The sequence below is a fragment of the Mucilaginibacter ximonensis genome (assembly GCF_042686265.1).
Taxonomy (GTDB): Bacteria; Bacteroidota; Bacteroidia; order Sphingobacteriales; family Sphingobacteriaceae; genus Mucilaginibacter; species Mucilaginibacter ximonensis.
Map to the genome: position 1 here is coordinate 1184980 of NZ_JBHUPD010000002.1, position 21137 is coordinate 1206116.

At 43.5% G+C, this 21137-nt stretch carries 16 protein-coding genes; 10 read left to right on the plus strand and 6 right to left on the minus strand.

Features of this window, described 5'->3' with window-relative positions:
• Positions 1-11 precede the first annotated feature (11 nt).
• Positions 12-2150, plus strand: coding sequence for a tetratricopeptide repeat protein (locus ACFS5N_RS12835; protein WP_377186014.1), 2139 nt, complete (start codon positions 12-14; stop codon positions 2148-2150).
• 122 nt (positions 2151-2272) lie between these two features.
• Here the strand turns inward: ACFS5N_RS12835 and ACFS5N_RS12840 are convergent, their stop codons facing one another.
• From ACFS5N_RS12840 to ACFS5N_RS12855, 4 genes are all read right to left on the minus strand, one after another.
• On the minus strand, positions 2273-2746 hold the full coding sequence (locus ACFS5N_RS12840; RefSeq protein WP_377186016.1) for an SRPBCC family protein: 474 nt from the start codon (positions 2744-2746) through the stop codon (positions 2273-2275).
• Between the two features lie 39 nt (positions 2747-2785).
• On the minus strand, positions 2786-3118 hold the full coding sequence (locus ACFS5N_RS12845) for an MGMT family protein (RefSeq protein ID WP_377186018.1): 333 nt from the start codon (positions 3116-3118) through the stop codon (positions 2786-2788).
• Positions 3119-3123: 5 nt separating this feature from the next.
• A complete protein-coding gene (trmB, locus tag ACFS5N_RS12850; RefSeq protein ID WP_377186020.1) occupies positions 3124-3777 on the minus strand; it encodes a tRNA (guanosine(46)-N7)-methyltransferase TrmB in 654 nt (217 codons plus the stop codon).
• Positions 3778-3908: 131 nt separating this feature from the next.
• Positions 3909-4718, minus strand: coding sequence for an SDR family oxidoreductase (locus tag ACFS5N_RS12855; protein ID WP_377186022.1), 810 nt, complete (start codon positions 4716-4718; stop codon positions 3909-3911).
• A gap of 487 nt (positions 4719-5205) precedes the next feature.
• On the opposite strand from ACFS5N_RS12855, the gene ahcY reads away from it, so the two are divergent.
• Positions 5206-6522, plus strand: a complete 1317-nt coding sequence (ahcY, locus tag ACFS5N_RS12860; RefSeq protein WP_377186024.1) for an adenosylhomocysteinase — start codon at positions 5206-5208, stop codon at positions 6520-6522.
• A 311-nt stretch (positions 6523-6833) separates the two neighbouring features.
• Here ahcY and ACFS5N_RS12865 read toward each other — a convergent pair whose 3' ends face one another.
• Positions 6834-9563 carry a PQQ-dependent sugar dehydrogenase gene (locus tag ACFS5N_RS12865; protein WP_377186026.1) on the minus strand — a complete coding sequence of 910 codons (2730 nt, stop codon included), beginning with the start codon at positions 9561-9563 and terminating at the stop codon, positions 6834-6836.
• Between the two features lie 322 nt (positions 9564-9885).
• On the opposite strand from ACFS5N_RS12865, the gene ACFS5N_RS12870 reads away from it, so the two are divergent.
• Complete coding sequence (locus ACFS5N_RS12870; protein WP_377186028.1) at positions 9886-10059, plus strand: hypothetical protein; 174 nt, start codon at positions 9886-9888, stop codon at positions 10057-10059.
• A gap of 4 nt (positions 10060-10063) precedes the next feature.
• Here the strand turns inward: ACFS5N_RS12870 and ACFS5N_RS12875 are convergent, their stop codons facing one another.
• Positions 10064-10432, minus strand: coding sequence for a winged helix-turn-helix transcriptional regulator (locus tag ACFS5N_RS12875; protein ID WP_377186030.1), 369 nt, complete (start codon positions 10430-10432; stop codon positions 10064-10066).
• A gap of 86 nt (positions 10433-10518) precedes the next feature.
• Between ACFS5N_RS12875 and ACFS5N_RS12880 the strand changes: the two genes are divergently transcribed.
• The 7 genes from ACFS5N_RS12880 (at position 10519) to ACFS5N_RS12910 (ending at position 20934) form a co-directional block, all read left to right on the plus strand.
• The gene (locus ACFS5N_RS12880; RefSeq protein WP_377186032.1) at positions 10519-11400 is read left to right on the plus strand and encodes an NAD(P)H-binding protein; all 882 of its coding nucleotides are present in this window, start codon (positions 10519-10521) and stop codon (positions 11398-11400) included.
• A 364-nt stretch (positions 11401-11764) separates the two neighbouring features.
• Positions 11765-13426: a glutamine--tRNA ligase/YqeY domain fusion protein gene (locus tag ACFS5N_RS12885; protein ID WP_377186034.1), complete on the plus strand. Its 1662-nt coding sequence runs from the start codon at positions 11765-11767 to the stop codon at positions 13424-13426.
• 255 nt (positions 13427-13681) lie between these two features.
• Positions 13682-16435 carry a TonB-dependent receptor domain-containing protein gene (locus tag ACFS5N_RS12890; protein WP_377186036.1) on the plus strand — a complete coding sequence of 918 codons (2754 nt, stop codon included), beginning with the start codon at positions 13682-13684 and terminating at the stop codon, positions 16433-16435.
• 36 nt (positions 16436-16471) lie between these two features.
• Positions 16472-18016, plus strand: a complete 1545-nt coding sequence (locus ACFS5N_RS12895) for a hypothetical protein (protein ID WP_377186038.1) — start codon at positions 16472-16474, stop codon at positions 18014-18016.
• A gap of 69 nt (positions 18017-18085) precedes the next feature.
• Entirely contained in the window at positions 18086-19084 is a 999-nt protein-coding gene (locus ACFS5N_RS12900) for a hypothetical protein (protein WP_377186040.1), read from the plus strand.
• A gap of 43 nt (positions 19085-19127) precedes the next feature.
• Positions 19128-20291 carry a metallophosphoesterase family protein gene (locus tag ACFS5N_RS12905; RefSeq protein ID WP_377186042.1) on the plus strand — a complete coding sequence of 388 codons (1164 nt, stop codon included), beginning with the start codon at positions 19128-19130 and terminating at the stop codon, positions 20289-20291.
• 145 nt (positions 20292-20436) lie between these two features.
• Positions 20437-20934, plus strand: a complete 498-nt coding sequence (locus tag ACFS5N_RS12910) for a DUF6265 family protein (RefSeq protein WP_377186044.1) — start codon at positions 20437-20439, stop codon at positions 20932-20934.
• The last annotated feature ends 203 nt before the right edge of the window (positions 20935-21137 follow it).

The window sequence follows — 21137 nt, forward strand, 5'->3', positions numbered from 1 at the left end:
TGCATAAAACAATGTTAAGATCAATTTTGATATTTTCTCTGTTTGTTCCCTTTTTCTGCATGGCGCAGTCGGCCGAGACTTTGACTCAAAGCGGCAACAGTAAGGCAGGGAATAAAGATTACCAGGGCGCTATTGCTGATTTTACCCGGGCAATAGCTTTAAACAGCCGCGATGCCAATATTTATTTTTACCGGGCTAATGCTTATTCAGCCATTAAAGATTATGTGTCGGCTATAAAAGACTTTAACAAGTCGCAGGAGATCGCGCCTGATAAGGTGACCATGTTTCTGTATTATTACCGCGGCAATGCTTATAACGGTAACAAAAACTATAAGGAAGCTATTGCAGACTATAATAAGGCCTTAAGCATGAGCCCACGTAATGCGATATTGTACCATTACCGGGCGGATGCCAAATCAAACCTGGGCGATTATAAAGGCGCCATTGAGGATTTTAACAGGGCTCTGGCTATATCGCCTAATGACCCGTCGCTCTATGAATACCTCGGGGTAGCAAAAGCCAACATTGAGGATTATAAAGGGGCCATTGACGATTATAATATCGCTGCTAAATTAGATCCCGAAAATGCCGACATTATTTTTTACCGGGCAAATTCAAAGGGCAATATTCCTGATTTTAAAGGTGCTATTGACGATTATAACAAAACCCTGTCTATGAATCCTCAAAACAGCGATGCCTTATTTTACAAAGCAAATGCCGAAGCGAATATCGGCGATTACAACGCGGCCATTGCAGATTATAAAAAAGTTATTGCGCTCGATCCTAAAAAACCGAATGTCTATAAATATCTGGCCAACGCCTTAGGTAATATCCATGACGAAAAACAGGCTCTTGAATATTTTGGGGACTTGATTAAAAAAGACCCGAATAATGCCGCTTTATATTTATATGATGGCATTGTTAAAAGCAATATGAGCGACAAAGAGGGCGCCATTGCCGATTTTGATAAAGGTATTGAGCTTGATCCAAAAAATGCCGAGATATATCAGAGCCGTGCCGATTCAAAGCTGGGTATCAAACAATATGACGATGCCATTGACGATGCGGATCAGGCCATAGAGCTCGACCCGACAAACAGCTTTGCTTATACTATCCGTGGCATAGCCAAACTCAAACTAAACGACACAACCGCCGCCATGGCCGATTTGGACAAGGCGCTTGAACTGAATACCCATAATGATTATCCGTACGCAGTACGCGGCGAGTTGCGCACTATGCTGAAAGATTTTAAAGGTGCATTGTCCGACTTTAATCACGCTGTACAGGATAATCCGGGCAACGCCGAACATTATCTGCGTCGCGGCGACGCCTACCTGAAAATGGGCGACCGTGACCGTGCCTTAAACGACTATAAAAAAGTGGGCGACATTGGCTCAAAAGACAATAATGTATATGTACACCTGGGCACATCAATGGTTAAGGGCAAGTTTTATAACGAGGCCGCAGATGTTTTTGCCAAACTAATTAAAACTGATACCAACAATGCGTATTACTACACCCTACACGGTATCGCTATTGAAAATCAGGGCAAGGTAGAGGCAGCTATTAAAGATTATGACCAGGCGCTTAAATTAGATACCGGCCTGGCCATAGCTTATCAAAACCGGGGACACGCTAAAGCGACACTCAAAAATTTTGATGATGCACTGGCGGATATTAATAAAGCTATCAGCCTGCAGGGAAACGATGACGAGGCCTACTTTTTAAGAGCCACTGTAAAAATGGAGTTAAAGGACTATGAGGGTGCAGTAGATGATTATAATAGCACGCTGTTTATCAATATAGACAATATTAAAACCTTTGCTTACCGCGGCTACGCCAAAAGCTTTATTCCGGATGCCGAGCGGATACAAAACGACTTTGAATATGCCTTAACCCTTGATCCTAAAAACGAGGATATTTACACTTTATGGGGCGATGCCGAGCTTAATCTCAAAAACCCAACTGGCGCAATAAATGATTATACCAAGGCCATAGCGTTAAATCCAAAAAGCCCGCAGGCTTTTTATAAGCGAGGGATGCTACGCATTAATCAAAATGATAAAGCAAATGCCTGCGCCGATTTTAACGCGGCTGCCAGGCTAGGCATGAAAGATGCGCAGGATGCGGTGGCAAAGTATTGTAAGTAACAGATAGCTTTATTAAAATGTCATCTCGAACAAAGTGAGAGATCTATACACAGGCATTCACATCTGCCTGGCAAATGTATGGATTTCCCGCGCCGCCGAAATGCGAGTTTTATGATGATGCATTACCGCCGGTAAACCCCAAATATCTCGTTAATCGCTTTCTCGCGATGCGCAAATATTTTCAAAATTTCTTTGCGTACCAACAGCGCATTGCTCAACCGGCCAATAACGCCATACGGGATAGCGTAATTCAGGATGTCGGTCATATGCACGCCGCCGTCAATTTCTTTGAAATGATGTTCGTGATGCCATAGGGCATAGGGGCCAAAACGCTGTTCGTCAACAAAATAATCTTGATCTTTAACATGGGTTATCTCGGTCATCCAATCCATAGATATACCAAACAGCGGTTTAATTTTATAGGTAATGATCATGCCGGGATACACCTTACTTTGGGCATCATAAGGTGACGTTACTGTAAAGCCCATATTGGCGGGTGTTATTTTTGCCAGGTTTAGCGGCGATGTAAAAAAGTCCCAGGTCTCGGCAAGTGGAATGGGTAGCTTCTGCTCAAATTGTAATCGGTATGTTTTCACAGCCAAAGTACGAGCAAAAATTTTGCCATTTTACGGCAGCTAAAGCGCCAATTCTACATTGGGGTCCCAAAAAAGCTTATCGAAATTTTGGATCTGGTCATTAATCACTTTTACACCCTCAGCTTCCAATAACTGCTGCATAGTGTTGCCGCCAAAATGCGCTTTAGCTGTAAGCAGCCCCTGGCGGTTTACTACTCTATGCGCCGGCACCGGTGGATAGGCCGAGCCGGCAGCTTGCATGGCGTAACCCACTACTCTGGATGAACGTTTAGTGCCAAGGTAATTTGCGATAGCACCATATGACGTAACACGGCCGACGGGTATTTGCCGGGCCACATCATAAACGTTATCAAAAAAATTATAGTCGGCCATAACGGCTAGTGTTTAAATGAGAATTTCAAATAGTTGATATTCTTATGATGTGCCAGGTACTTCTTTTCGTAATAAGTTTTGATGGATAGTACCTCGTCAGCAAATTCTGAGTTGTATAAATCGGCGGTATTGATGTGTTCGTTCAGGTTTAATTCCCTGATTTTTTCGGCAGTGTAAGCGTAAAGGCCATCATTGTCGGTCTTCAGATTCACATAACCACCCGGCCTCAACACCCCGAGATACTTCTCCAGGAAGCGTGGTGATGTCAACCGCTTTTTCTCGCGGCTTAACTGTGGCTGCGGGTCGGGAAAAGTGATCCAGATCTCGTCAACCTCGCCCTTGGCGAAATAATCTAACAGGTTTTCAATCTGAATACGCAAAAAGGCAACGTTATGTACACCTTCTTCCAATGCAGTTTTAGCACCACGCCAAATGCGGTTACCTTTATAATCAACGCCGATAAAGTTTTTATCGGGGAACAGTTGTGCCAGGTTAACGGTGTACTCGCCTTTACCACAGGCCAGTTCTAAAACTACCGGGTTATTATTCTTAAAATGTTCTTTGCTCCATTGCCCCTTTAAAGGCTTGCCTTCATCCAATTGTAAAACGTTAGCAAAGGTTTCCACTTCGGCAAAACGTCTTAATTTGTCTTTTCCCATTTAAAAATTAAAAATGCAAATATACAAAAACGTCATTGCGAGGAACGAAGCAATCTCTACTCAGGGCATTCCCGCCTGAAAAGTTCAGAGATTGCTTCGTTCCTCGCAATGACGCGTGATATAATTTCTTATTATTTTATTCCGTAATGGTCGGCCATCAAACCTTCAAATACGCCACCCGGTAATACTTTTTTCAGCGTAACAGCAATAGTTTGGCCAATAGCGCCAACTAAATATTGGTGGGCCGGATTTGATTTACTTACTATTTTAACCAGTTGCTTGCCAATGGCAATAGGGTCGGCACCGGCGTTTTCGTCTTTTTCAATGCTTGCTACCGCGATGTCATAGTTAGCCTTCAATTTTTCGTTTTCAACAGTGAAAGGGATTTTTTCGCGGCTGCCGGTAAATTCGGTTTTAAAATCGCCCGGATTAATGGTTGATATTCTGATGCCCGTTTTACGCAGTTCCATGCGCATACTTTCGGTATAGCCCTCAACTGCATATTTTGAAGCCACATACATGCTTTGGTAAGGCAAACCAAACAAACCAGCCAGTGAGCTGATATTCACCACAATGCCGCTATTGTTTTTTAGCATCTGCGGGATAACAATACCGCACATACGCACTACGCCAAAAAAGTTAACCTCAAACTGTTGTTTAGCTTTCTCAACAGGCATAGCATACGCCGGCCCCGCGATGCCATTACCGGCATTATTTACCAAAACATCTATTCTACCCTCGGTTTTAATAATCTTGTCGACAGCTGCTTGTGCAGATGCATCGTCGGTTACGTCCAGTTCAATTAAATTAAAAGGTACGTTTACTTTTTTAGCCAGGTTACGGGTGGTACCATAAACGGTGTGACCGGCCTCATGTAAAGCAGTGGCACTTGCCAGCCCAATGCCCGATGAAGCGCCTGTTACAAGAATTACTTTTTTCATTTTTGTTGTTGAATGTTTTTGAGCGAAGGTTAATATTGGTCTCAAAGATATAATATTGGGCGATAAATTTCAGACTTGCGAAGTTTTAAAAATATCGAATATGGAATGTTGAATAATGAACGATAAAGTTGTTTTATGGTAAATAAAACCGGGCAAGGGGTTTTATACCATTTGCGTGGCAGCGAAATCTGTTTTCGTTAGACGCGAAGCATCACGTCTCTATAAACCGCACCAAACGTAGAGACGCGATGCTTCGCGTCTTTTGCGCGTTCTGCTAGGGATTACTCAGAATGACAACGTGTTATGACAAGCAGCTAAATAATCTCCAAACCAACTCTATAGTACGTCCCTGTAGAAAAAACGGCGGCCAAAATCATCATTCGCGGAATAAATTCACGTATTTTCAATATTGCTCCAAATGAATACCTTACAATTTCGGTTTGACAGGGGAATGTGTTAATTTTGCCATTCAAAAAATTAAAACGCTATGTCATCAGTAGAGACCGCTTACACCAAATACAAAGTAAAAGACATCTCATTAGCCGAATGGGGCCGCAAAGAGATTACGCTAGCTGAAGCAGAAATGCCCGGCCTTATGGCTTTACGTGCAGAGTTCGGTGCTTCAAAACCATTAAAAGGTGCGCGCATTGCAGGTTGCCTGCACATGACCATCCAAACCGCTGTGCTAATTGAAACATTGGTTGAATTGGGTGCAGAAGTTACCTGGTCATCATGTAATATATTTTCAACTCAAGACCACGCTGCTGCTGCCATAGCTGCTGCAGGTATTTCTGTTTATGCCTGGAAAGGTATGAACGAAGAAGAGTTTAACTGGTGCATTGAACAAACATTGTTCTTTGGCGAAGATCGCCAGCCGTTAAACATGATCCTTGACGATGGTGGCGACCTGACCAATATGGTGTTAGATCAATATCCTGAGTTAGTTGCTAACATCAAAGGTTTATCAGAAGAAACCACCACCGGTGTTCACCGCTTATATGAGCGCGTTAAAGCCGGCACATTGCCAATGCCTGCTATTAATATTAACGACTCGGTAACCAAATCAAAATTCGACAACAAATACGGTTGCCGCGAATCATTGGTTGACGCTATCCGTCGTGCTACTGATGTAATGATGGCTGGTAAAGTTGGTGTCGTTTGCGGTTATGGCGACGTAGGTAAAGGTTCTGCCGACTCATTGCGTAATGCAGGTGTTCGCGTTATTGTTACCGAGATTGACCCTATCTGTGCTTTACAAGCTGCAATGGAAGGTTACGAAGTTAAAAAACTGAGCACTGCTATTGCTGAAGCTGACATCGTAGTTACTGCTACCGGTAACAAAAACATTGTTCGCGAAAACCACTTCCGTGCTTTAAAAGACAAAGCTATCGTTTGTAACATCGGTCACTTCGATAACGAAATTGACATGGCCTGGTTAAACAGTGCTTATGGTAATACTAAAGTTGAGATCAAACCACAGGTTGACAAATATACTATTGAAGGTAAAGACGTTATTGTTTTAGCTGAAGGCCGTTTGGTTAACTTAGGTTGTGCTACAGGCCACCCAAGCTTTGTAATGAGTAACTCGTTCACCAACCAAACTTTGGCTCAGTTAGAGCTTTGGACTAATGCCTCAGCTTACGAGAACAAAGTTTACACATTACCAAAACACTTAGACGAGAAAGTTGCGCGTTTACACCTGGCTAAAATTGGCGTTGAACTGGAAGTACTTGACCAGGATCAGGCTGAATACATCGGCGTGACTGTTGACGGTCCGTTTAAACCGGAGTACTACCGTTACTAATCAGATTCAAGAGACGAGAGTCAAGAATCAAGATAGAAAAGGGTATGATTTTAGGATCATGCCCTTTTTTGTTACGCGATATCTTCCTCCCCAATACGTCATCCTGAGCGCAGCGTGAGGATCTATAAATAAGCGACAGGGAACGCGGTTCCGGAGATCGTCACGCTCGTGCCTCGCTCACGATGACGTGGTGGGGAGGCAATCATTACACCTGTCATTTCTCGCCTTGGGAATGACAACCCTTGTGTAGCTAGTATAAAAGAAAAGCCTGCCGCGATTAGCGGCAGGCTTTTCTTTTATACTAGCAAGTCTTACAACTCAAACTTAATTGCGTTAAACAATATCAACCCTTCAGTTGGTTTAGCTTTGTCGTTTTTGTATACAAAGTAGATATCGTGAGCACCCTGGGTTTCTTTGATATCCGTTTTTACCCAATTGGTATTTTTAGGCTTCAGGTCCAGTTGTTCGAACGTTGCTGAACCGATTAGCGCACCTGCAGGCAAGTCAATATGAACCTCAATAGTACCGCCTGGAGTGTTCTCCAAAGTAGTAGCATAGCCTGATAGTTCCATGTGTTTAATAGCTGTCAGATCAATCTTCCTGAACTCAACATAGCCGCCGTTATGACCTATTACATCGGTTGCACCATTCAAGCCGTTAACTTTTGCGAAGGCGTTTTTAATGACCGGCGCCGTTGATGCATAAACTACTGGATTGTGCAGAACAATAGTTGTAGCGGTAGTTTGTTTAGGGATTTTATTATTCCCCTTATCAGTATATGCTGCGCGGATCAGGTAGCTGCCATTGCCATTATCGTCAGCCGGAACACTTGGCGTAAAGCTGCCTTTTAACGGCATGGTATTGATATTGTTATTGGTTACGTTGATAATGTAATTTACAATGGTACGTGCATCAGCCAGGGCAATACCCGGGTGGGCCGGCATATCCACAGGCCGGTTCCAGTGGCCATGACCACCACCACGAATTACGTGTGCCAGGCGCTCAATCTCTGTAGCGTTGCCTTTGTATTTATTCGATATATCAGTAAAGCTTGGCGCTACATTCACCGCATTAATGCTGTGACAATTCTTACAGTCAGAGCTGCCAATCAACGCTTTTGCTACCGCGAATTGGGTTGAGGCGTCAACACTGCTTTGCTCTTGAGCTACCTGTACATAGTCAAACCCTTCTGACGTGTAATTAATGCTCATTGAAACCTGAGCAGGAGTAATACCTCCCGATGCCAGACTGCCGTCCTCTTTATCGCTTACGTTTACATTGTACTCGAACGGTTTGCCGTTGAAATAGAACGAACGATTACCGCTTAGATCAATAGTAACCACCGGAGCATCATTGCCAGCTATAATTTTAACTGTTTTAGTGTTTTTTGCGCCATGCGAGTCGGTTACTGTTAAAGTAGCCATATAAACACCTGCCTTTGTGATGGTGACAGCAGGGTTAGCGCCAGGATATAATTTTGGTGCAACACCCGGCGAAGTCAGTTTCCAGCTGTAAGTCAATTTATCGCCGTCAGCATCAAAAGTACCAGTTGACGATAAGGTTAATCTTAATGGAACAGTACCGCCTGGTTTGCTTGTTGACGCCATAACAACCGGTTTACGGTTACCGGCGTTGTATTCGATACGCACCAATTTGGCATTGTCGCTTTTACCGAACCATACGCTGCCATACTCCAGCACGTATAAGTCGCCATCCGGCCCAAATTTCATGTCGATAGGTTCAATCGGGTGGTAGCTCGGTAAAAATTGCTCCATACCTTCATAATCGCCGTTGTTTTTCATGGAGATAGCCATGATCCAGCCGCGAGCTAAGTCGGTAGCTAACCATTTACCTTCATAATAAGCCGGCCAAGGGCGTGCGGCTTTAGGGCGATCTGTACGGTGGTAAATAGGGCCGCCAACGGCACAACGGCTACCGCTGCCTACCAGCGGGAACTCAGGCGATGCGCCGTATGGATAATAAATAAACGGCGGTGAAACTGCTGGGAGCTCCTGCAAGCCGGTATTGTTAACCGAAGTATTCATCGGTTTCTTAGGATCTTTTCCCGGGCCGGCTTCGCCATCAGTGTAGTTAAAGATAGGATATACCGCATTTGGGCCTACAAAATATGGCCAGCCAAAAAAGCCCGGTTTACGTGCCTGGTTCAGCTCGTCATATCCTTTAGGTGCAATCTCGCTGTCCTCAACGGCATCCGGACCAATATCGCCCCAATATAACCAACCCGTCTTGCTGTCAATTGATACTCTCCACGGGTTACGGTGGCCCATCGTGTAAATTTCAGGGCGGGTTTTAGGTGTTCCTTTAGGAAACAGGTTGCCTTCAGGAATAGTATATGAGCCATCGGCTTCAGGGTGAATTTTCAGAATCTTGCCCAACAAACTGTTAGTGTTAGCAGTACCACGCTGGTCGTCCCAGCTTGATTTACCCGGGCGTTCATCTGTTGATGATGAAAGTAAAGCACCGGTGTTATTACCAACAGCTAAGTATAAATCGTGTTTAGCATCCCAGGTCATGCCACCACCGGTGTGGCAGCAAACCTCACGCTGGGTCGGGAACTCCAAAACTGTTTTTTCTGAACCTTTTACCAGTGCGTCGTTCTCAAACTTCCAACGGGTGAGCATCCATTTTTTCTCAGTCGCGTGAGCATAAAATGTGTATATGAAATGGTTTTTATCGAAATCAGGATCAACGGTCAAACCCAGTAAACCTTCTTCGGCCTCAGTAACCTTACCTGTGGCGCTGGTATATTTGGTGTTTACTGGCAAAGTGGCAACGGTTTTAACCATTTTGGTAATAGGGTCAAATAATTTGATAGCACCTTTACGCTCGCTGATCAACACACGGCCATCGCTCAACACTTCAAAAGTGTTGGGCTCGTCCAGCTCGCCCGGGCGGGTAAGCGTAACCGGGGTAAATCGGCTTTCATCAGGTTTTTTAGGCTCATCGTTCACAAACGATATCGCCCCAATGCCCAAAAATGCTATAGCAGATATTTGAATGATGGATTTTTTGCTAAACATGATAATTTCTACGGGGTTTGTATACGGGCGGTAAATATAGTAATTGCACCGTAACACTTCAACGCTTATTTATTCCTCATATTGGCAAAATGCCGTTTGTAAGTAAAATGTTATGATAAACATCATGCTAAAAGCAAATACCATTTAAAAAATGCGCTGCAACTATTATCGATATAGTAAAATTAATTTCATCTGCCAGTGCCGGCTTTCTTACGTAAAATCGTTAATCTTACAACCATAGGTAATAAACAGGCAATGTTGATAAGTTTTAGTTTAAACTATAGTTAAATAAACAGTACCTTTAATATAGAAACCTAATCCTATGAAGCGTAAATTAAAAGTCCATCAAATGCAGATAAATATTCAGGACGCTGTCTTAAATGAAATTGAGCACGCTAAAATGTTTTTATTGATTCAGGAGGAAGATATTGAACTCATCAAAAAACGTCTTAAAATTCTGTCTTCCAATCAGCAGCAAGAATTAGTCACTGAATAGGCACTTACATATTTTCAGCAATGCGGCTATTATCTTTTATAGCCCACTCCACCATAGCTGTCATTACTGGGGTCAACTCCTCGCCCGATCGGCTTAGGCTATAAGTAACAAACGGCGGTACCACAGGTTCCGCTTTCCTGGTTACTAAGTTATCAGCTTCCAATTGTTTAAGGTGCTGTATCAGCATTTTTTCTGTCACCGTCGGTATGGCGCGCCGCAATTCGCTATAGCGTTTCGGCCCGTTTATCAGTTGATAGAGGATGATGGGTTTCCAATGACCTCCAATTTTATTCATTACATAGGTAACCGGGCACAATAATTCCGCAAAGATTTTATTGGCGTTTTGTGTAGAGCTTTCTTTTACAGCTGTCATGATTAATTTATACTTACTTTGGGGTAAGTACTTGTAAAAAAGTAAGTACAAATATAGCTTTGTCCCCAACAATAACAAATAAAACTATGAAGATTGTAATCACAGGTTCATTAGGCAATATAAGCAAGCCGCTAACCGAAACATTAGTAAAAGCAGGGCATACTGTAACCGTTATCAGCAGCAATGCAAATCGCGCTGATGAAATCAAGGCACTGGGTGCGATGCCGGCCATAGGCTCGGTAGAAGACGTTAACTTTTTGACCGATGCCTTTAAAGGTGCAGATGCTGTCTACGCTATGGTTCCACCAAATTTTGGTGTCAGCGAATGGAAAAACTGGATAGCCGGCATTGGCCAAAACTATGCAGACGCTATCACCGCCAACGGCATTAAAAAAGTTGTGCACTTAAGCAGCATCGGTGCACATTTAGTAGATGGTACCGGTCCGGTTACCGGCATCCATCGTGTTGAGGAAATTTATAACAAGTTGGAAGGCGTGGCTGTAAAACATCTGCGCCCGGCATTCTTTTACACTAACCTGCTTGCCAACATCGGTATGATTAAACATGCGGGCATAATCGGCAGTAACTGGGGCGCGGATACGCAGATGATTTTGGTACACCCTACCGATATCGCGGCAGCAGCAGCCGAAGAGTTACAAAGTGATTTCACAGGTAAAAGCGTACGCTACATTGCCAGCGACGAAAGAACGGCCGGCGAAATAGCCAAAGTATTAGGTACTGCCATCGGCAAACCAGAACTGCCATGGGTTGAGTTTAGCGATGCTGACAATACCGGCGGTATGATTGGAGCGGGTTTGCCTGAAGAAGTTGCTGTAAATTATACTGAAATGGGTGGTTCGGTACGTGCCGGAAAAATGTTTGAAGATTATAAGCAGCACAGGCCAACACTCAGCAAGGTAAAGTTGGAAGATTTTGCGCAGGAGTTTGCACAGGCTTTTAATGCTTAATATCCCTTTCAACCCTCTCCTCCGGCTGAAAGGCGTTTTGTTTGTTCAAACCCTCTCTTTGCCTCATTGTTAGCACGGATTTATAATCATTGTTAGTCCGGATTTATAATTCCGGACTTCCCCTTTCGCAGTGTGCAAACAGCGAATTACAAATCCGCAAAAGCTCAGTCCGGATTACAAATCCAGATTAACGGGTAAAATTGGAAGATTTTGCGCAGGAGTTTAAGGGAGCTTTTTAATACCCCTCCCAACCCTCCCCGAGAGGGAGGGCTTTTTATTTCTTTTCGACTTTATAATAAAAGTCTCCCCTTTAGGGAGATTTAGAGGGGTGAATTCGGCTAAAAAACCTAAATTTGCCAGTATCATGAGCGAAGAGAGAGCATTAAATTTTATTGAAGAGATAATTGAGGAAGATTTAGCCAAAGGCCTTAATGACGGCCGGGTTTTAACCCGTTTTCCGCCAGAGCCTAACGGTTATTTGCATATCGGCCACGCCAAGTCTATTTGTTTAAATTTCGGGCTGGCTAAAAAGTACAATGGCAAAACCAATCTGCGCTTTGATGATACCAACCCAACCAAAGAAGAAACTGAATACGTTGACAGCATTAAAGAAGATGTAAAATGGTTAGGGTTTGAATGGGAGAAAGAGTTATATGCCTCTGACTATTTTGAGCAATTATATAATTTCGCGGTCAAACTTATTGAAAAAGGATTGGCTTATGTAGATGACAGTACATCTGAAGAAATTGCAGCTCAAAAAGGCACGCCGACAATACCTGGCACACCTAATCAATATCGCAGCCGCAGCGTTGAAGAAAACTTGCAATTATTTGCCGAGATGCGTGCCGGTAAGTACCAGGACGGCGACAAAGTGTTACGTGCCAAGATCGACCTGTCATCGCCGAATATGTTACTGCGCGATCCGCTCATGTATCGCATTAAACATGCTCATCACCACCGTACCGGCGAGGCCTGGTGTATTTACCCGATGTATGATTTCGCGCATGGTCAGTCGGACGCTATTGAAAAGATCACACACTCTATCTGTACGCTGGAGTTTGTGCCGCACCGCCCGTTGTATGACCTGTTTATTAAAGAACTGGAGATATTCCCGTCAAAACAATATGAGTTTGCCCGTTTAAACATGACCTATACGGTAATGAGTAAACGCAAGTTAATGCAACTGGTTGCTGACGGCCATGTAGAAAGCTGGGACGACCCGCGCATGCCTACCATTAGCGGTTTGCGCCGCCGGGGTTATACACCTGGTTCAATACGTGAGTTTTGTGAGCGTATTGGGGTTGCTAAACGCGACAACATGATCGACGTTAGCCTGCTGGAATTCTGCATCCGCGAAGATCTGAATAAAACCGCATGGCGCCGTATGGCTGTATTGGACCCGATAAAGCTGATCATCACCAATTACCCGGAAGACCAAACCGAAAACCTGAATGGCGAGAATAACCCAGAGGTTGAAGGTGGCGAAGGCGGCCGCGATATACCCTTTAGCCGTGAGCTTTGGATAGAGCGAGAAGACTTTATGGAAGAACCTCCAAAAAAATTCTTCCGCCTGGGGGTTGGCTTATCCGTACGCTTAAAACATGCTTACATTGTTAAATGTGAGGATTTTAAGAAGGATGCGGACGGCAATGTAACCGAGATATATTGTACCTACATTCCTGAGTCAAAATCAGGCAGCGATACCAGCGGTATTAACGTAAAAGGCACCATTCACTGGGTAAGTGTGCCACATGCTAAAACTGCTGAAGTTAGGCTATACGACCGTTTGTTCCAGGTTGAAGATCCATCAAACGAGGACGGCGATTTTAAAGAATATCTGAACCCAAACAGCTTACAAATACTGCCAAACGCCTATATCGAACCCGATTTAGCTAACGCTATACCGGGTAAAGGTTATCAGTTTATACGTAAAGGCTATTTTACCCTGGATAAGCATTCGACTACAGATAAACTGATATTTAACAGAACTGTAGGTTTGAAAGATGGATGGACGATTAAAAAGTAGTATTAATGCCTTGTTAATAAACTGAATAAGCGGAGTAAACCTTGGATTCTGATTGACGGGTAATATTATATTGACTTATCGTTAATAAATAATTTATTCTTTAAGAATATTCTGTTTTGTTAAAAAGCTATAAATCAGATAGATGTCTAATTCTGTTTTCTTTCTGTATTAACAATTTATTATCATTTTATCAATGTTTTTACATTGAATATTTGGGATGATTTTGCAGCCTAATTTCGCAGCAAAATTCATTGCATGCGTAAAATAGTACTTTTAATTGCCGTTTTTAATTTCTGTTTCCTAGCCCTTAATGCACAATCCGTAATCATTGTAAAGGGCTCTTTATCTGATGCAATCTCGCACGAAACTTTATTGGGTGCTACCGTTGGTATTGCCGGTGGAAAATCAATGCAAACCGGTTTAGACGGTACCTTTACGTTTAAACTTGCGCAAAAAGGTTCTTACACTTTTCATTGTACATATATTGGTTATCGGGTATTAGATACTACTATCCATATCAGCGAATCAACGCACATCAGCCTTAAAATGAATGGCTCTGCGGCTGAGCTAAATACAGTAAGCATAACCAGCCGTCGTAGCAACGAAACCGAAGCATCAGCTAAGCTCGACGAAAAAAATGCCCCGCAGGTAATGAATATCATTTCGGCCAAAGCCATCCAGCTTTCGCCTGATATAATTATTGCCAACGTATTGCAGCGCGTGTCAGGCGTATCGGTTGAGCGTAGCAGTAATGGCGATGGGCGGTATGCTATTATTCGCGGTATGGATCAGCGTTACAATTATACCCTGATCAATGGTATAAAAATACCAAGTCCAGACAACAAAAACCGTTACGTGCCGCTTGATCTTTTTCCTGCGGATTTAGTTGAACGAGTTGAGGTAACCAAAGCTCTTACCCCAGACATGGAAGGCGATGCAGTTGGTGGTGTCATCAACATGGTGATGAAAAACGCTCCTGACCAATTGTATATCAATGCCAGCGTATCAACCGGTTATAGTCAAAATCTTTTTGATCGTCCTTTTAAGTCGTTTCCGGTTAGCGCAATTCATATGCAATCGCCTTACCAGGCTAACGGGCCCTCGTATCTGGCAGTACCTGCCGATTTTACCCGCGACAACTTAAACTATACCAACAAAAGCTTTACACCCAATACTATGGCCAACGTGTCTGTAGGTAACCGTTTTTTTGATAAAAAGCTGGGGGTGATGATAGGCGCATCCTACCAAAATACCTATAAAAGCTACAGCAGTATTTTTAATCCGGGCGACCAATACTTTGACGAAACCGGCGCAGAAGGTACCCTGCGTATTAAACATGCCGAGTTACGCGATTATTCTACCCATACCACCCGGCTGGGGTTGAATGGTAAGATAGACTACCGTATTAACAAAGCTAACCGTATTGAGGCCGATGGTTTTTATGCCGTGTTAGACGAAGCACAAACCCGTTTAACTACCGACACCTTGCAGCCTGCACCACGTGTGGGCGTAGGTACCGGGCAGGTTTGGTGGTATGCGCGTTCACGCTATCAACACCAAACCATTGCCAGTGCTACCCTTAAAGGCGATCACGCTATTTTACCCGGCCTGAAATTTAACTGGACCGGTGTTTATTCAAAAGCAAACAGCAATGTGCCAGACCTGGCTGAATATGAAATTGATGGCGGTTACTATGCAGATGGTACAAACCCGCAACCTTACCAGCACCCTTTAAAAACTACCGACTATCACCGCATCTGGCAAAGCAACAGCGACCGTGATGTTTCAGGCTATGGTAACCTGGCCTATAATAACGAGATTGCCCGCATACCATTTACGCTAAGCTTTGGCGGTATGTACCGCGATAAACATCGTAACAACCTGTACGAAGATTATGAACTGCGCACCGTACCAAACGGCGATGGCAGTTTCCAAACCTGGACAGATATTTATCATTTCAACTGGTCGGTGTTTAACCCTGCCGGGTCACCGGTTAATGCAAATAATTACCGATCGGGCGAGACTATTTCTGCTCAATACGGTATGTTGAAGTTCCGTGTATCGAACTTAGAAACTGTAGTAGGGGCCCGCGTTGAAAATACTGATCAAACTTACGATACCGACCTGCCCGTTACCTCGGCTGCTAAATCAGGCAAAATATCTTACTCAGACATGTTGCCGAGCATACATTTCAAATACATGCTGAACGATAAAACCAATTTACGTTTGTCATACTTTGCTTCAGTTAACCGCCCGAGTTATTTTGAAATAGTACCTACACTGGTTAAGGGAGATGACTATGACGAAAGCGGTAACCCGAACCTGAAACACGCTACTGCCGATAACATCGATCTGAGATATGAGCTGTTCCCCAACAGCAACGAGCAGGTTTTATTAGGTGCATTCTACAAAAGAATACAAAACCCGATAGAATACGGTTTTGTGGGTGATAAGTTTGACCAGTATCAGCCCAACAACTATGGCGATGCTACCAACTACGGTTTTGAGGCTGTATTTGAGAAATACATCAGCCGGTTTGGTGTGCGTTTAAATTATACCTACACTAACTCAAGCATTACTACTACCAAAATCCACACGGTAAATGCGGTGCGTGAGGCCATAAATGAGACGCGACCGTTGCAGGGGCAATCAGCACATATTGCCAATGCTGCACTGTTGTATAAGGACAATGTGCATGGCCTTGACCTGCAATTGGCCTGGCAATATACCGGAGAGCGTATTGCCCTGGTATCGCCATATTATAATTTCGACGTTTGGCAAAAAGGCTTGAGTTTGTTCGATTTTTCCGGCGAAAAGCGTTTTGCTAAAAAGTATGCGGTATTTATTAAGGTGCAAAACCTGTTGAATGCTGCTGATAAATTCTACATCAAAAAGCCATTGAGCAATCCGTACCCGGTACCTTATGAAACTGCGGGCGCTGCCGAAACACTAACACAGCGCAGTCTTTACGGGCAAACTTACCAGATAGGCTTCAGGTACATCTTTTAATCAAATTACATCAGAAAACACATAATCACATTTATTATGAAATTAAATTTTGCAAAAACTTGCTTACTGGGTCTGGCTGCCATGGTTGCCTGGACTTCATGTAAAAAATCAAGCTCAGAACACACTGAATTGTCAAAACCGCTTACAGTGGTAGGAAAAGCTATCTCTGATACTATCCTTCCTCAAAAAGACTCTCAGGGTAATCCAATTCCATTAAAAGGTACCATGCTGGCCGGTAAAACTTACCACATCATGTCAGACGTTACTATCAACGCGGGCGATACCTTGTACGTACAGCCGGGTGTTAAAGTGCTGGTTCATGGCGACGGTAAATCGCCGCAAACTTCACCTGCAATCTACATCAATGGTACGTTTGTGAGCGACGGTTCGCAATCTGCTCCAAACACATTCACTGTTTACAGAACTGCGTCAACTCCTGTATCAGGCCCAACTTATAAAGACGATCCGAATGATCCGGCTTATGCTGGTTACTGGGGTGGTTTCCAGGCAGGACCTACTGCTAAATTGCTGATTTTGCGTTGGACACACGTGGAATATACCGGCGGCCCGTGGGGCGCTAACGCGCCTGACTATGGTGCTAAAGCTGGCGATCCGCGTTTTTCTGTTTACATGACCAGCCCGGCCGGTGGCCCTATGGGTACGTTGATTCTGGAAGACTCGTGGTTTTATGGCAGCAAAGACGACTGTATTGGTAAATGCCAAAACATTTATGTAAGCATTATGCGTAATTCATTTATAAAAACCGGTGCCACTGGTGGCGAGAGTATTAACCTGAAAGATGGTGTTATTGGCGATATGGCTTATAACTTCTGTTTTGGCAGCGCTACCAATGGTTTAAAAACTGCCGGCGATGTAGGTAAATACAATTTGGTGAATATTTACAACAATACGGTGGTACAATGCGGCTTCCGTCAAACTAAAGCCACCCGTAATGGCTCTATCAATACTGAAACCAACGCCGGTGGTTTTATTTACAACAACATTATTGTTAACTGTAAGGCTGGCCTGCGTATTTCTTACGCTTCAGAAAAAGGTAAACCAAGCGATACTTTGAATACTTCATACAACAACAACTTAACTTGTATCGGTCGTGGTACTCCAATGGGTGGTGCTGAGCAATACATGCAGTTTATAGAGCCAAATCAATTCACGCTGAAAAAATCAAACGATTTTAACGGTTATGTAAATGGTACTATTGCTGCTAACGGCACCAACGCTGGTACCAATACAGCGACCGACTCATTGAAGTACGACCCGATGTTTTACAATTATAGCGTTGCTGCTAACAGCACAGGCAAAAACTACCGTGTTGCCGAGGTTCCTGCTGGTGCCGACTTTCACTTAAAAGCGGGTTCGCCGGCTATTGGTGCAGGCGTTTACCCTGGTGGTACCGGTAAAAACGCCATGCCAACCAAACCATCTGCTCCAAAATTGACGCAATATGGTTTCCCAATGAAAGTTGTTGCCCAAGGCGGTATTTATGGTGCTATTATCACTCCTCCAAATAAAGACTTAGGTGCTTATCCTACTGACGGCAGCGGTAATAAACACAGCTACTAATAATTAACATCCATCAATAATTAAACAGAGGACGGGAAACCGTCCTCTGTTATTTAAAATATACCCAGAATGAAATTTCCAGTATTAAGGCTGTTGGTATTAGTGTTAGTAGTGTCGCAGGGATGCAAAAAAACTGACGTTAAAGGAAATAACACTTCTACAAAAGATACTACCGCTAATACCACAAACCCGCCACCGGTTATTGTTAATATTCCGTCTGCAAACTACAGTCTGAGCGATCTGGGCAAAGTCACGCTTTTTAATGACGTGCCGGTAGTTGTTAATCTGGCCAACCAAAGCCACGACGAACTTTCCGGGCTTGCCGCCAGCCGCTTAAACCCCGGGATGATTTACACGCATGAGGACAGTGGCAATGGACCGGAGGTTTATGTCACCAACGCTAACGGGGACGATTTGGGCAAATTGATTCTTGATGGCGTTTATAACCGCGATTGGGAAGACATAGCCTGCGGCCCCGGTCCTGACGATACCAAGAAATATGTATATGTCGCCGAGATTGGCGACAACGACGCAGTTTATAAATCGATATTTATTTACCGGTTTGTAGAACCTGATTTAACCGGTGCCAATGCACAAACCATAAAGCATGTAGTGCCTGATTTTATTCAGTGCGTATATCCAACCGGGCCGGTAAATTCAGAAACACTGATGGTTGACCCGTTAACCAAGGACATTTACATCGCCACGAAACAAACGGGCGAGAGTTCACTATATGTGGCCCGTTATCCGCAATCGGTGAATTCTGTAATTACGCTTACGCCATTAGCAAAGTTCCCGTTTGATCATTTAACTGCGGGTGATATTTCGCCAGACGGCTCTGAAATATTGATACGCAATACCGGCCAGATCTGGTACTGGAAACGCCAGCCGGGCGAGGCTGTTGTCGACGCTATGCTACGTAAACCCATGGACGCACCATACGCACAAAACGAGCATCAGGGCGAAAGCATTTGTTTCGCTGTCGACGGTGCGGGCTACTTTACCACCTCTGAAACCAAGAAATATCCGGGCGATAAAGTTGCCCTGTCATTCTACAAAAGAAAATAATTGCTAAAAATCCTAACCACATGAAAGCATTAAAAATACCATTTTGTTTACCGCTGCTGTTCTTGCTTTTGCGAGCTGTAAAAAAAGCACGCCGGTTAAAACCGAGCCGCAGCAAGACCTGTCGCCGGTACACATCCTGTTAACTTCAGACGCGCACTATGGCATCACCCGCCCGGCCTTTCGCGGCGCTACTACGGTTGATGCACATACCACTAATGCGGCTATGATTGCCAGTATGAACACTTTGCCTGCAGTTACTTTACCAAGCGACGGCGCTTTCGAGGCCGGCCAGAAAATTAACTATATCGACTACATGTTTCAGGCGGGCGACGTAGCCAACCGTATGGAAGTTAGCGCCAAAGTACAACCGGCTACGGTTTCATGGAATCAGTTTAATACCGATTATATACAAGGTTTAACCGTTAAAGGTAAAGATGGTAACAAGGCCGGTATCTGCGTTGTGCCGGGTAACCATGATGTATCAAACGCTATTGGTTACTACGCGGCTATGTCTCCATTAACAGATGCCACCTCAATGGCTAACCTGTATAACAGAGCGTTTAATCCAGTTACGCCAATATCCGCAACATCATTTGTGTACAATACCAACCGCGTAAATTACTCAAGAGATATTGCCGGTGTTCATTTTTGCTTTATGCAAATGTGGCCAGACTCAACCGTGCGTATTTGGTTAAAAAGCGATTTGGATAAAGTCAACGCTAAAACTCCGGTGATATTGGTTTGTCATGATCAACCTGCTGTTGTGCCTAACCACTTTACTAATCCTAATGGCAATCATTTAATTAACAATACCGATAAGTTTGATAACGTGTTAGACGAGGTTTACAAAGACGCCAAAGTATCTTCCGGGGCAACTGCCGTTACAACTATTGAGCAGCGTAATATGGTTGCTTTCCTGAAACAACATACCAATATCAAAGCCTGGTTACATTGCCACGTGCACGAAAGCCGCTTTTACACTTACACCGGGGTTGACAATGATGTGCAGATAAATGCTGTAAGTATTGACTCGCCGATGAAAGGCTTGACATCAGCAGCCGACGAAACCAAGCTATGTTATGATTTTGCAACACTCGACCCTAAAACTATGACATTAACCGTACGCGAATGTTTTTGGGATACTGATCCGACCAATGCAAACGCTGCTATTAAATGGGGCGCTCCTTACATTATTAATCTAAAATAAATCGATAAACCCGAGCTCCGGCTATGCGAAAAGGGAACGCTGAAAAGTGTTCCCTTTTTTATTTTGGATCGATTTGGGCAAAGCATTCCTTATCTGGCTATCATTAAAATAGTTATCTTTAGTTAAATCAATTACATCGGGCGTCATGAAAAATATTTTTACTGTTTTACTGTTTATTTGTTTATTGCCTGCGGCGATATTCGCACAAACTCCATCAAAAGGTTCATTTGCTGATATTAGTTTTATTGAGGGACATTGGAAAGCAATTACCGAAGATGGCCGAGCAATTGAAGCAGTATGGTTAAGCCCTGCCGGCGACAATATCTTGGGTTTTATGCGTATGATGAATGGCGATAAAGCTGATTTGTACGAAATGTTAGCTTATGAGCAATCAGACCAGGGCCTCGTATCATTAGTAAAACACTTTAAACCCGGTTTAATTGGCGTAGAAGAAAAGGACAACCCCAATCGCTATGTTTTTATTGAAGCCGGTAAGGGTCGTGCTGTATTTCAAAGTGTGGCCGGCGATCTGCGCATTTTGTATGATCAGCGCTCGTCTAACCAGTTTGCCATAGCCCGGGGCAGTAAAGAAAACAACCAATGGATATTTAAGGATTTGTTTGTATTTGATAAAGTGCGATAATACCTAATTGTATTCAAATAATTGTGTGGTATTTTACACATATATGTGCAAGGGTGGGGAATATCTTTCCTCAAAATTAATTTTATTATCTGGGTTATATTTAGTTATGTTATTCATTATTAATTAATTGTGTGATTTTTTTTGATTGGAACCTTTTTTGCTGAGATACGTAAAAGAACTTTCAGTTAAAAATCAATCATTTC